At 73.8% G+C, this 12,247-nt stretch carries 13 protein-coding genes; 7 read left to right on the top strand and 6 right to left on the bottom strand.

Going from position 1 to position 12,247, the window contains the following annotated elements:
- Positions 1-34 precede the first annotated feature (34 nt).
- Positions 35-802 (bottom strand): hypothetical protein, encoded by a 768-nt coding sequence (locus EAO73_RS26635; protein ID WP_147974126.1) that lies wholly within the window; start codon positions 800-802, stop codon positions 35-37.
- A 127-nt stretch (positions 803-929) separates the two neighbouring features.
- On the opposite strand from EAO73_RS26635, the gene EAO73_RS26640 reads away from it, so the two are divergent.
- Positions 930-1,682, top strand: coding sequence for an SDR family oxidoreductase (locus EAO73_RS26640; RefSeq protein WP_147974127.1), 753 nt, complete (start codon positions 930-932; stop codon positions 1,680-1,682).
- Between the two features lie 225 nt (positions 1,683-1,907).
- Entirely contained in the window at positions 1,908-3,155 is a 1,248-nt protein-coding gene (locus tag EAO73_RS26645; RefSeq protein ID WP_147974128.1) for a glycosyltransferase, read from the top strand.
- Between the two features lie 33 nt (positions 3,156-3,188).
- Here the strand turns inward: EAO73_RS26645 and EAO73_RS26650 are convergent, their stop codons facing one another.
- The 3 genes from EAO73_RS26650 to EAO73_RS26660 all read right to left on the bottom strand — a co-directional run bounded on the left by EAO73_RS26650 (position 3,189) and on the right by EAO73_RS26660 (position 5,556).
- Positions 3,189-3,995: a SigB/SigF/SigG family RNA polymerase sigma factor gene (locus EAO73_RS26650; RefSeq protein ID WP_147974129.1), complete on the bottom strand. Its 807-nt coding sequence runs from the start codon at positions 3,993-3,995 to the stop codon at positions 3,189-3,191.
- Positions 3,996-4,164: 169 nt separating this feature from the next.
- On the bottom strand, positions 4,165-4,929 hold the full coding sequence (locus EAO73_RS26655; protein ID WP_147974130.1) for a VOC family protein: 765 nt from the start codon (positions 4,927-4,929) through the stop codon (positions 4,165-4,167).
- Positions 4,930-5,088: 159 nt separating this feature from the next.
- Positions 5,089-5,556: a DUF5709 domain-containing protein gene (locus EAO73_RS26660; protein WP_147974131.1), complete on the bottom strand. Its 468-nt coding sequence runs from the start codon at positions 5,554-5,556 to the stop codon at positions 5,089-5,091.
- A 321-nt stretch (positions 5,557-5,877) separates the two neighbouring features.
- Here EAO73_RS26660 and EAO73_RS26665 point away from each other — a divergent pair, with 321 nt between their 5' ends.
- Positions 5,878-6,240 (top strand): YrdB family protein, encoded by a 363-nt coding sequence (locus EAO73_RS26665; protein WP_147974173.1) that lies wholly within the window; start codon positions 5,878-5,880, stop codon positions 6,238-6,240.
- 138 nt (positions 6,241-6,378) lie between these two features.
- Positions 6,379-7,212 carry a class II glutamine amidotransferase gene (locus EAO73_RS26670; protein WP_147974132.1) on the top strand — a complete coding sequence of 278 codons (834 nt, stop codon included), beginning with the start codon at positions 6,379-6,381 and terminating at the stop codon, positions 7,210-7,212.
- A gap of 57 nt (positions 7,213-7,269) precedes the next feature.
- Here the strand turns inward: EAO73_RS26670 and EAO73_RS26675 are convergent, their stop codons facing one another.
- Positions 7,270-7,827 carry a DJ-1/PfpI/YhbO family deglycase/protease gene (locus EAO73_RS26675; protein ID WP_147974133.1) on the bottom strand — a complete coding sequence of 186 codons (558 nt, stop codon included), beginning with the start codon at positions 7,825-7,827 and terminating at the stop codon, positions 7,270-7,272.
- A gap of 284 nt (positions 7,828-8,111) precedes the next feature.
- On the opposite strand from EAO73_RS26675, the gene EAO73_RS26680 reads away from it, so the two are divergent.
- Positions 8,112-9,077, top strand: a complete 966-nt coding sequence (locus tag EAO73_RS26680; RefSeq protein WP_147974134.1) for an iron-containing redox enzyme family protein — start codon at positions 8,112-8,114, stop codon at positions 9,075-9,077.
- Here the strand turns inward: EAO73_RS26680 and EAO73_RS26685 are convergent.
- Positions 9,074-9,778 (bottom strand): GAF and ANTAR domain-containing protein, encoded by a 705-nt coding sequence (locus EAO73_RS26685; RefSeq protein WP_147974135.1) that lies wholly within the window; start codon positions 9,776-9,778, stop codon positions 9,074-9,076. The two genes, EAO73_RS26680 and EAO73_RS26685, sit on opposite strands and share 4 nt — an antisense overlap.
- Positions 9,779-9,858: 80 nt before the next feature.
- Between EAO73_RS26685 and EAO73_RS26690 the strand changes: the two genes are divergently transcribed.
- Together EAO73_RS26690 and EAO73_RS26695 are read left to right on the top strand one after the other, a co-directional pair.
- The gene (locus tag EAO73_RS26690) at positions 9,859-10,968 is read left to right on the top strand and encodes a PAS domain-containing protein (RefSeq protein ID WP_147974136.1); all 1,110 of its coding nucleotides are present in this window, start codon (positions 9,859-9,861) and stop codon (positions 10,966-10,968) included.
- A 150-nt stretch (positions 10,969-11,118) separates the two neighbouring features.
- The gene (locus EAO73_RS26695; RefSeq protein WP_191134234.1) at positions 11,119-12,210 is read left to right on the top strand and encodes a glutamate--cysteine ligase; all 1,092 of its coding nucleotides are present in this window, start codon (positions 11,119-11,121) and stop codon (positions 12,208-12,210) included.
- The last annotated feature ends 37 nt before the right edge of the window (positions 12,211-12,247 follow it).

Genomic DNA, 12,247 nt, shown 5'->3' on the forward strand with positions numbered 1-12,247 from the left:
ACGCCGCCGGGGCGAGGGGCAGGCCGCGCTCAGGTCAAGTGCCCGGCGCGACGGCCTTGTCCACGGCGTCCAGGAGCGCCCGCAGTGGGTCGTCGTCGGCCGGTCCGGATACGCCGTGTCCGGCGAGGAGTTCGTGCAGCGCGAGCGTGTGGAAGCGGATCGCGGAGAGGATCCCCGCCGGATCGTACGGCGCCGGGGCGGCCGACAGCCGGGCCGGCCAGGTGTCGTAGCGGCTGCCGCCGTACCGGTGATGGGTGGTGCCCCGTTCCTCGTCGCGCAGGACCATTGCCGCGACCAGGACATGACGGGCCAGCCCGAGCGTCAGGTGGGCGCCGATCAGGACGTCCCCGCGGGCCGCCTTGCAGGCCGCCAGCACCGCGTCGAACCGGAAGTCGTTCAGCAGGGAGGCGAGCACGCCCGGTACGTCGGCGGGCGGTGAGGTGTCCGCCGGTCCCGGGGCGTCCAGCGACTCGGTGACCACCGTGAGGTCCAGGCGCCGCAGGTCGGTCAGGACCAGCCGCACGGTGTACCGGCCGGCGTCGCCGTCGCGCCCGGCGGCGTACACCGGCGCGTGCCGCCCGGCGATCTCCCGGACCAGATCCTCGGCCACCGCGACCGGCTCGTCGGCCGTGAGGCGGACATCGAGATCCGACCACTGGTCCATCGCCTCCCCGGAGCCCGCCGCCGAACCGTGGACGCGCATCGCGTGGACGCGTCCGTCCCGGGCCGCGTAGTCGGCGAGCGCCGAGGCGAGCAGTGGCTGCCAGCCCGCGGGCGGGACAACGTAGTTGGCTTCCGTCATGCACGACAGGCTGACAGATGACGGGGCACCATGATCCATGGACGCCTCGGCCCCGACGATCTAGCGTCGGACGGGACAGCGACGGCGCCGCGGCTCGCGCGGCGCCGCACCGGAGCACGGGGAGATCATGAGCAACGACACCGCGTCGACGGACGGCACGGCGGGCGCCGCATCACCCGTCACCTTCATCACCGGCGGTTCGAGCGGCATCGGGGCGGAAAGCGTGCACCGGCTGCTCGCGCTCGGCCACCGGGTCGCCGCGACCGGGCGCAGCGCGAAGAAGCTCGCCGCGCTCAAGGAGGCGGCGGACGAGGCCGGGGCGGGGGAGCGGTTGCTCACCTTCGAGGGGGACGCGGCGGACTGGGAGCACGTCTCGGCGGCGGTCGAGGAGACCGTGCGCGGATTCGGCCGGCTCGACCACGCCATCGCCAACGCCGGGTACTCGGCCGACGCGCATGTCGAGACCGGCGACCCGGAGAAGTGGCGGGGCATGGTGCTGACGAACGTGCTGGGCCCGGCTCTGCTGGTGCGGGCGGCACTCCCGGCACTCAAGGAGTCGCAGGGCCGCATCGTGCTCGTCGGCAGCGTGGCGGGGTTCAAGAACACGCCCGGCAACCTGTACTCGATGACGAAGTTCGCGGTGACCGGGCTGGCGGAGAACGTCCGCATGCTGACGACCGGGTACGGCGTCGGCACGACGCTGATCGCGCCCGGACGGGTGCTCACACCCTTCTGGGACGAGCGCCCCGGCGGCGCGGCGGCGGCCGGTCCGATGATCTCCGCCGGGCAGCTGGCGGACACGCTGGTCTGGGCGATCTCCCAGCCGCGCGGCGTGGACGTCAACACCCTGGTGGTCCGGCCGATCGGCCAGGCGAACTGAGGCACCGGCCGCCGGGGCGATGCCCGGCCGCCCGTCCCGGCGGTGGGGTCCCGGTTCATTCCAACGGAAGTTCCGGAGATGCGCGGGCGGCCCACTCGGGCAGGATCGACGGGGGAGAGACGAGTCGCCGCCGAGCCGGCCCCGGCCCTCCGCTCCGCCGACGGCGGACAACGACGACCGGCAGGCCGTGCGGACCGGCGACCGCCTCATGAAGGAGGTCACGCGATGACGGATCCCATGCCGCGGTTCGCACGGATAGCCCTGGTGTCCGCCCACCCCGGCCCGCTCGCCGGGCCGGGCGGTCCCGACGCGGGCGGACCGCACGGATACGTGGCCCAGCTGGCCGGATGCCTGGCACGCCGGGGACACGACGTCACGGTCTACACCCGACGCGACCGGCCCGACCGGCCGACACTGGTGCGGAACGAGTCGGGCGTGAAGATCGTCCACGTGCCGGCCGGCCCGCCCGTCCCCGTACCGAGGGACGAACTGCTGGCGTGGATGGCGGAGTTCGGTGCGTATCTGGCCCGGCTCTGGAGGCTCAACCGCCCCGATGTCGTGCACGCGCACTCCTGGATGTCCGGCGTGGCCGCCCTCACCGGGGCCAGGGACGCCGCAGTACCCGTCGTCCAGACCTACCACGGCCTCGGAACGGTGGAGAAGCGCCACCGGGGAGGCGCGGACACCGACCCGCCCGAGCGCGTCGACATCGAGACCCGGATCGGCCGTGAGGCCCACCGCTCCGTCGCGACCTGCGCGGACGAGCTGAACGAGCTGACCGCCATGGGCGTCCCCCGCGCCAGGATCAGCGTCGTCCCCTGTGGCGTCGACACCGTCCACTTCGCCCCGGTGCCCCTCGCCGAGCGCCCGCCGGGCGCCCCGTACCGCCTGCTCGCCGTCGGCAGGCTCGACCGCCGCGAGGGGCTCGACCGCGCTCTGGCGGCCCTCGCGGGCGTCCCCGACGCGGAGCTGCTCGTCGCCGGGGGACCGGCGGCCCCGGTCCTGTACACGGACCCGGAGGCCGAGCGGCTGCGCAAGGCCGCCTCCGAACACGGAGTGGCCGAACGATTCCGGCTGCTCGGCCGCGTACCGCGGAGCCTGATGCCCCACCTCATGTCCACCGCGGATCTGCTCCTCTCCCTGCCCCGCCACGAGCCGTCCGCCGTCGTCGCGGCCGAGGCGATGGCCTGCGGCATTCCGGTGGTGGCCACGGCCGTCGGCGGGCAGCTGGACACCGTCGTCGATGGTGTGACCGGCACGCTCGTGCCGCCGGCCGACGACGAGGGGTACGACCTCGCCGCGACGATCCGCGGCCTGCTCGACGACCCCGTCCGGCGTTCCCGCTACGGAGCCGCCGGCCGGGAGCACGCGCTGGCACGCTTCTCGTGGGACGAGGTGACCGACGCGATCTCGCTCGTGTACGCGGAACTCGTCCCGGCCGTCCGGCCCCAGGAGACGGTCCGCGGGGTCTGACCGTCGGTGCCGTGACGCACCGGCCACGAGACGCTACGCCGGGCCGCCGACCTCCTGGAGCGCCTGCCTGCGCACCTGCTCGCAGCACTGGGCGATCAGCCGGGAGACGTGCATCTGCGAGAGGCCGAGCGTCTCGGCGATCCGGCCCTGCGTCATGTCGCGGAAGAACCGCAGATAGAGAATGGTGCGCTCACGTTCCGGCAGGCTGCGCAGCCCCGGCTTGACGGCCTCGCGGTCGACGGCCACGTCCAGCGCGTGGTCGCACAGCCCGAGGGTGTCGGCGAGGCAGGAACCGTCGCCGACGGCCCTCGGCAGCTCGGCGTCCAGCGACAGCGTGCGGTAGCTGTCCAGGGCCTCCAGACCGGCCCGGACGTCCTCGACGCAGAGCCCCGTCGCCGCCGCGATCTCCGCCTCGGCCGGCAGCCGTCCGCCCAGCGTCTGGGCCAGGTCGCGACGGGCCACCCGCACCTGGTTGCGCAGATCCTGCACCCGGCGGGGCACATGGACGTCCCAGGTGTGGTCGCGGAAATGCCGCTTGAGCTCGCCGACCACGGTGGGTATCGCGTACGTCTCGAAGGCCTTGCCGCGCGCCGGGTCGTAGCGGTCCACCGCCTTGACGAGACCGATGGCGGCCACCTGGCGCAGATCGTCCAGGGGCTCCCCCCGGTCACGGAAGCGCGAGGCCAGGCGGTGGGCCATGGGGAGCCACGCGCAGACCGTCGCGCGGCGCAGCTCGTCCCGCTCCGGGCCCTCGGGAAGGGCCCGGAGCCGTGCGAAGGCCGCCGCTTTCGGCGGCAGGTCCTGGCGTCGTCCGGGCGCTGTCTGTCGGGCACCGGCCATGGTGTTCACTCCCTCGGCGTCGCCTGTCGGTACCACCGCGGGAGGCCGAGCCGGACAGGCGCCACCCGGAGCAGAGCTCCCACGGTCGCGCCTCTTGTCCGAAGCACGCCTGGCCCATGCCCGTCCCGGCTCGCCTCAAACACGCGTACGGCTCTGAACCGCGGTCCGATCAGCGGTCGGAGACGGTGAACAGCGCGCCCTCCGGATCGCAGATCACGAACGCGGTCTCCGGCAGCCCGTCCACGGGCGTCGCCTCGCCGCCCGCGTCCACGGCGGCGTCGGCGGTCCGCCGGCTGTCGGCCACCAGGAAGTCGACGATCCAGCGCGCCCGGACCCGGGGGTCCGGATCGTTCTCCACCCCTCCGCCGCGCAGCGTCACCACGGTGTGTCCGCCCGCTCGCACCAGAACCCGGTCCTCCGTGTAGTCGACGGTGCACCGGCTGTGCGGTCGGGTCCAGCCGAAGACCTCCGCGTAGAAGATGGCCGCCTCGAAGGCGTGGCGCGACTGGAGGTCCACGCGCGCCGGTGCGCGCGGGCCGTCGGACCAGACGGGGGCCGGGCCCTCCCAGAAGCCGAAGGCGGCTCCCTCGCGGTCGGCCGCTATCGCCGCGCGGCCCCCGCCCAGCGGCAGCGGACCCACGGCGAGCGTGGCACCGCGCTCCCTGATCCGGTCGGCCGTCGCATCCGCGTCCGGCACGGCGAAATAGGGGATCCAGGCCGGAGGAGGGCCGTCGATGCCCTGGCACCAGCCGAGGCCGGCGACCGCCCTGCCGTGGGCGCGGGCGAGGACGAAGCCGTCACCGAGCGTGCTGTCGTGGAACTCCCAGCCCATGACCCGTTCGTAGAAGGGCTGCGCGATCCGCAGGTCGCGGGCCGTCAGGCTCACCCAGCAGGGCGCACCCGCCACGGGCGTCTTCCAGTCGAGGCTAGGCATGCGGCGCTCCTTCGCCGGGGTTTCTCTTGCACGATGCGCCCGCGCCGGGGGCGGCGCACGCGCCCGTAGCGTCGTCGGCGCCCGATTCCGCACCGGGCCCGCGTGCGGCCGGGCCTGCCCGTGCGGGCAAGCGCCGGGAGCCGGCCCGCCGCTGTGTGGTCAGCCCTCCCGGCCCTGGTCCTCTTCGTCGTCCGTGGTGTGCACGGCGGCCTCCTCGGCCGAGGCAGCTCCGCCGTCGATGCCCACGTCGTCGGCGTAGACGTCCGTACGCCGTCCGGGCACCTCGTCCACCGCGCTCAGCCGGCCCGAGCGGATCTCGTCCTCCGGTTCCAGCGGCTCGCCGTCGCCGTCGTCCAGGTCCCCGATGCCGTCGCCCTCGGGCGGCTCGACGTCCTCGACCTCCTGGGCCAGGCGCTGGTCGAGGGATTCACCGCGGCGTTCCTCCTCGCCGGTGGTCCCGTACTTGTCCACGGCGAGGGGACGCTCGGGCGGCGAATAGCCCTCTTCCATCTGGTCGTCGAGGCCCCGCTCGCCGAGCGCGTTCTCCATGTCGAGGTCGTCGTTCGGCGGGTCCTGGCCGTCGCTCTGCGGTTGGTAGACGTCGTCGCCACGTGCCTCTGTCGGCATGATTCGTCCTTCCGTCGGAGGCGTCATGAATGCCGGGCCGCCGCCGGGTGAGACCTGTCCGCCCGGCGGCCGTCCTTCGCATCCGGCGACTGCCCTGCCGGGCGCGGTGGAAACACCCCATTTGTCACTCTAGGTGCGCGGCCGGTCCGCGTCCTCCCGGGCCTCGTCGTGCGGGGGCTGCGCCCCGCCGGGACGCAGCCCCCTCCCGCGCCCGCCGTCTCCGGCACGGCCGCCCCGGAAGCCTGAGTACGCTTGCGCACACGTGAACGACAAGGGGGAGTGGTGCACGACAGACCTGCTGACGAACCGGTGCTCCCGTCGGTGGCCGGGCGCCCCTGGTGGGCGGCGAACGAACTGCTCGCGTTCCTCGTGGAACTGGTGGCGCTGGCCTGCCTCTTCTGGTGGGGGTTCTCGCTTGCGGACCACCTGGCGGTGCGACTCCTGCTCGGCTGCGCCCTTCTCGCCGCGGCCGTCGTGCTGTGGGCGCGGTTCGCCGCACCGCGCGCCCGGTTCCGGCCGCCGCTCGCCGGCGTGCTGGCGGTGAAGGCACTGGTGCTGGGCGGTGGCGCCTTCGCGCTGTACGGGGTCGGGCATCCCGCTGCCGGTGCGGTGATGGGGGCCGTCGTCGTGGTGAACACGGCGCTGGCCGAGACCTTCCGGCGCAGGTCCGCCCCGGCCGCGTAGGGGCGCGGCCGGGCGACCGGCACGCGGAGTCGGTAGCGTGGACGTAACGACGACCGGCCGCCCAGGGACCGAGGTCCGGAGAAAGCACCTCCGGCACGTCCGACCCGGCCCCTGCCCGCCCGGGAAGGGACGCCGCTCATGTGCAGATGGCTGGCCTACTCCGGCACGAGTGTCGTGCTCAGCGATCTCCTGTACAAGCCGGAGCACTCGCTCATCGACCAGAGCCTGCACTCCCACATGGGGGTCGAGACGACCAACGGGGACGGCTTCGGTGTCGGCTGGTACGGGCAGGAGACGGAGACGCCCGCGATCATCCGTGACACCGGGCCCGCCTGGAACAACCGCAATCTGCGGGAGATCGCGAGCCACATCAGATCGCCCCTGTTCTTCGCCCATGTGCGGGCGTCCACGGGGACTGCCATCCAGGAGACCAACTGCCATCCCTTCCGGCACGGCCGCTGGATGTGGATGCACAACGGGGCCATCGCGGACTTCCACCGGCTGCGCCGCGAACTCTCGCTGGCGCTCGACCCGGCCCTGTTCTCCGCCCTGGAGGGCTCGACGGACTCCGAGGTGATGTTCTACCTGGCGCTGACCTTCGGGCTCGACCAGGACGTACCGGGAGCGGTGGCCCGGATGACGGGTCTGATCGAACGCGTCGGGCACGACGCGGGGGTGGAGTACCCGCTCCAGATGACCGTCGCGGTGTCCGACGGCGAACGCCTCTGGTCGTTCCGCTATTCGAGTGTCGGTACCTCCCGCTCGCTGTACTACAGCAGCAAGGCCGACACCGTGCGGGCGCTCCACCCGGACCTGGACTTCCTGCGCGGTGTCTCCGACAGCACCCGCCTCGTCGTGTCGGAGCCCCTGGGCGGGCTGCCCGGCGTGTGGAAGGAAGTGCCGGAGAGCAGCTACGGGGTCGTGCAGCCGGGCGCCGACGAGTTCCTGCCCTTCGCACCCGAACCCGTGTGAGCGGACATGCGGGAGCCGCCCGGCCGGTGCGCCGGGCGGCTCCCCCGGTCCGCGGTGTCAGCCGGCGAGCGCGGCGTCGATCTCCTTGAGGAAGGGGGCCAGGTCGCCGGGGTCGCGCGAGGTGATGAGCTTCCACCCGCCCGACTCGTCCGTGACGACCGGCTCATCCACCCAGTCACCGCCCGCGTTGCGGATGTCCGTCTGCAAGGAGGCGTACGAGGTGAGCCGCTTGCCGGACACCTTGCCGGTCTCCACCAGCATCCACGGGCCGTGGCAGATCGCCGCGACCGGGCGCCCGGACGAGGTGAACGAACGCACGATGTCGCAGGCCGGGCCCTGGAGCCGCAGCGTGTCCGCGTTCAACGTGCCGCCCGGGACGAGCAGCAGGTCGTAACCGGCCGGATCCACGTCCTCCAGCGTGAGGTCGGGGCGCACGGTCCTGCCCGGGTCCTTGTCGCCGACGAGCGTCCGGATGTCGTCCTTCTTCAGCGCGGCGACATCGACCTGGACGCCCCGCTCGCGCAGATGGCCGAGCGGCACGACCAGTTCGTCCTGCTCCACGCCGTAGTTCGTGACGATCGCCAGCACCTTGCGCCTGTCGCCGTTGTCGCTCATCTTCAGCCGTCCTTCCGTCCTGCGGGGAACACGCCCGGTGACGTCTCTTCCGGGTCGCAGCCTCTGGGTTCCCCCCACCGAGGCGGTCATTCATGTGTCCCGTCCCGCCTCCGGCAGCCTGCTGCCGCGCCGGTGCCCCCGCAACCGCACGCCCCCGTCCCGCCGCCGGTGTAGCGGCATCGGCGGCGGGACCACATGGTGGGAGGAGGCGCGTCATCGTTGACGTACCGACCGAGGGGTACCGGACCGGGACGCCCAGGCAGCAACGTACGAGGAGTGACACCATGGCCGGTCGGACGGGCGGACCCGCGCTTCCCCGGGCCCGCGGTGAGCTTTCGGCAGGGGTCATCGACCATCTGCGGGGGAGCGGCCCCCTGCCGGACCCCGCACGGGTGGACACGGCGGACCCCTACGGGGACGACCTCCAGCTCGCCCTGTACCTCTGCTACGAACTCCACTACCGGGGCTTCGACGGCGTGGACCCGGCCCTGGAATGGGACCCCGCGCTGCTGGCCGTCAGGGCCGCCCTGGAACGCCGCTTCGAGTCGGCCCTGCGGCAGGACGTCCCGCCCGGACCCGCTCTCGACGACACGCTGGACGAACTGCTTCTCGAACCGGTCGAAGTCACGGGCGTCTCGCACTTCCTCCAGGAGCACGCCACCCGGGACCGGCTGCGGGCCTACGCCGCTCAGCGCTCGCTGTACCACCTGAAGGAGGCCGACCCGCACGCCTGGGTCTTGCCCCGGCTCGGCGGGCGCGCCAAGGCGGGCATGGCAGCCATCGAGTACGACGAGTTCGGCGCCGGCCGGGCCGAACGCGTCCACGCCCGGCTGTTCGCCGACCTCATGGCGGATCTGGGCCTGGAGACGGCGTACGGCCACTACCTGGACGAGGGCCATGCCGAGATGCTCGCCCTCGTCAACCTCATGTCCCTGTTCGGGCTGCACCGGCGGCTGCGGGGTGCCCTGGTCGGCCACTTCGCCGCCGTGGAGATCACCTCGTCGCCCGCGTCGCGCCGCCTGGCCCTCGCGATGAAACGGGCCGGGGCCGGTCCCGCCGCGGAGTTCTTCTACACCGAACACGTGGAGGCCGACGCCGTCCACGAACAGGTGGTGCGCCACGACGTCGTACGCGGGCTGCTCGACGACGAACCCGGCATGGAGGCGGACGTCGTCTTCGGAATCGACACCACGGGCTTCCTGGAGGACCGCCTCGGCGCCCGCTTCCTCACCGACTGGGGCGCGCCCTAGGGGCCCTCCCGCACGTCACCCAGCACCCGTCGCAGTTCCCGCGTGCTGCCCCGGCCCCTGCCCTCGACGATCCCCGCCGCGACGGCGCTCAGCTTGCGGTTCGAGCGCTGCGACAGCGTGCGCAGCACGTCGAAGGCCTGGCCCGCGTCGCAGTCCAGCAGGTGCGTCACGATCCCGATGGCCTGGTCGATCACCGCCCGCGATGCCATCGCCGTCCGCAACTGCTCCGCCTCCGCCTCGGCGTCCGCCCGGACGCGCTCGCGCAGCAGCCCGCCGACCGCCTCCTCGGCCAGCACCCGGACCACGTCCAGGGTCTCCGCAGGCGGCCGCCACGGCCGGAACGCGTACAGCGTCACCGTCGCCATCACGCCCCACGCCGTGGCCGGCACGGCCGTACAGGCGCGCAGGCCACGCTCCAGCGCCGCCACCCGGAATTCCGGCCACCGCGCATCCGCGACGAGGTCGGCCGCGCGCACCGGCAGACCGGAGCGGGCGGCTTCGGCACCCGGCCCCTCGCCGGCCTCCTCCTGCGGAGCCGCCAGCGCGGCCAGGTCCGGATGGGTCACGGCACTGTGGCTCTCCCCGCCGGGGAACCGCAGCACCACCGTCGCACCCCGGCACCCGGCCGAGCAGCGCAGCGCCCGCCCGCCGAGCCCGACGAGCCACGGCGCCACGGCCCCGGCATCGGACCTCGTGTCCATCGGCCTCGGCCTCCCTCGGCGCCACGGGACCACCCGCGCCGCTCAGCGTCCACGCCCGAGCGATCGGTTAGCTTCGTTGTATGAGCCGGCCACCGGAACGCGAGAGCGGTGTCGAGGCCCTCGTCGCCCGCCTGCGGGAACTGCGCGCGGCCCGTGCCCATCCTCCTTGCGAATACCCGGTCCTGCTCGACGCGGCCCTCGCGGAGCTGGAGCACGCGGGCGAGGCCCTACGCCACGCGGAGGAGGCGCCGCCGCCGGGGACCGGGACGTCGTATCCGTTCAAGGCCATCTTCGATCACCTGCCGTGGCCCGTCATCCTGGCCGACGAGCAGACCGTGGTGCGCCGCTTCAACACGGCCGCCGCCGAACTGACCGGACTGCCCCCGGGGTACGCGGCGGGCCGCCCGCTCGCCGCGCTGCTGCGCCCCGCCGACCGGGCGGCTCTGCGCGCCCACGCGGCGGCCGTGGCCCGGGGCGAGGGAGACCGAAGCCTTCCGCTCCGCCTCCAGCGGGCGCCGGAAGGCCCGCTGTACGCCACGCTCACCGGCGTCGAAGTGCCGGGGGAGCGGCGGCGGGACGTGCTACTGACCTTCACGCCGACGGCCGTTCCCCGGCCCGCCGGACACATCGAGGGCGGCACCGGCCCTGCGGCGGTCGTCCGGCAGGCCGAGCTGACCGGTCTCCTGGACCGCGTCGACCGCGCGCTCCTGAGCGGAAAGCTTCCTTCCGCGGCTCTCGGGGCCGCCACGGGCCTCTTGCGCGAAGGGCTCGCGGACTGGGCGCTGCTGGACCTCGTGGGCCCGGCGGGCCCGGTCCGGTCGGCGGTGCACGGGCCGGCGGCGCCGGACGACGCCGGCCTGGAGAAGGCGTTCCTCCGGCAGGCCCCGCTCGACTGCCCGGTGGCCGTGGACGTCATGACCAACGGCGCGACGGTGGTGGAGCAGCTGACCGACGATCTGGACGGGCTCGGCACGGACGAGGAGGGCACCCCGCTGATGGCCGGGGCCGATGTCACCGCGCTGCTGTCCGTCCCTCTGACCGCACCGGACGGCACGACGGTGCTGGGGGCGCTGACGCTGCTCCGGACCGGTGGCGCGCCGCCGTTCTCGCTGCTGGAGGCCGCGAGCGCGGAGATCGCGGCCGGTCACATGGCCGTCGTCGCCGGGCGAGGCCGTCCCGGACCGGGCTGAGCGGGGCGCGTACGGAGAAACACCGGCCGGTCAGGGGTGCCGGAGCCGGGAGGTGGCATACGGCGAAGTGGGGGAGCCTTGCAGGGCCGCTCCGCAGGCGCTCCGGCGCGGGCGGGCTCCGCCCCCGGCCGGTCGAGCATGGAGGACATGATGGTGCGGACTGTGGGTGTCGAGGAGGAGCTGCTGCTCGTCGACGAGCAGAGCGGCGACCCCCGGGCGCTGTCGACGGCCGTTCTGGCCCTGGCGGACCGCCGCGCCGAGGGCGACTCGGTCTTCGAGTCGGAGCTGCACCGCCAGCAGGTGGAGTTCGCCACCGAGCCGCGCGCGGACATGCGGGAACTCGCCGACGAGATCCTGCGCTGGCGGGCGGAGGCCGCCCGCAGCGCCGCCGAGGCCGGGGGAGCGGTCGTTGCGCTCGCCACCTCCCCGCTGCCCGTGAGCCCGACGATCGGCGAGGGCGAACGGTATCGCTGGCTGGCCGACAAGTTCGGGCTGACCGCGCAGGAGCAGCTGACCTGCGGATGCCACGTGCACGTCTCCGTGGAATCGGACGAGGAGGGCGTCGCGGTCCTGGACCGCATCCGCCCGTGGCTCGCGGTCCTGCTCGCGCTCAGCGCCAACTCGCCGTTCTGGCAGGGGCAGGACACCACGTACGGCAGCTACCGCAGCCGGGTCTGGGGGCGCTGGCCCTCGTCCGGACCCGTGGAGATCTTCGGCTCCGCGCGCCGCTACCACGACGAGGTCCAGGCGCTCGTCGACACGGGTGTTCTGCGCGACAAGGGGATGATCTACTTCGACGCCCGGCTCTCGCATCGCTACCCCACGGTCGAGATCAGGGTCGCTGACGTGTGCCTGGAACCCGCCGACGCGGCACTGCTCGCCACCCTGGCGCGCGGCCTGGTCGAGACGGCGGCCCGTGCCTGGCGGGCGGGCGACCCGCCGGAGCCGTACGGGGTCGGGGTGCTGCGCATGGCCGGCTGGCAGGCCGGCCGCTCGGGGCTGGAAGGGGAGCTGCTGCATCCCGCGACCATGCGTCCCGCCTCCGGGCCGGACGTGCTCCGCGCCCTGCTCGCCCATGTGCGTGACGCGCTGGAGGACAGCGGGGACCTCGCGGCGGCCGAGGAGGGGATCGACCAGGTGCTGAAGCGGGGCACCGGGGCACGTATCCAGCGCGACGCGCTCGCCCGTACCGGCAGCCTCCGCGACGCGGTAGCCGAGTGCGTCACCAGGACGCGCGGCTGATACGGACCGACGGCCCCGGGCCTTCGTGCACCGGGTG

This window comes from Streptomyces sp. col6 (assembly GCF_008042035.1).
Lineage (GTDB): Bacteria > Actinomycetota > Actinomycetes > Streptomycetales > Streptomycetaceae > Streptomyces.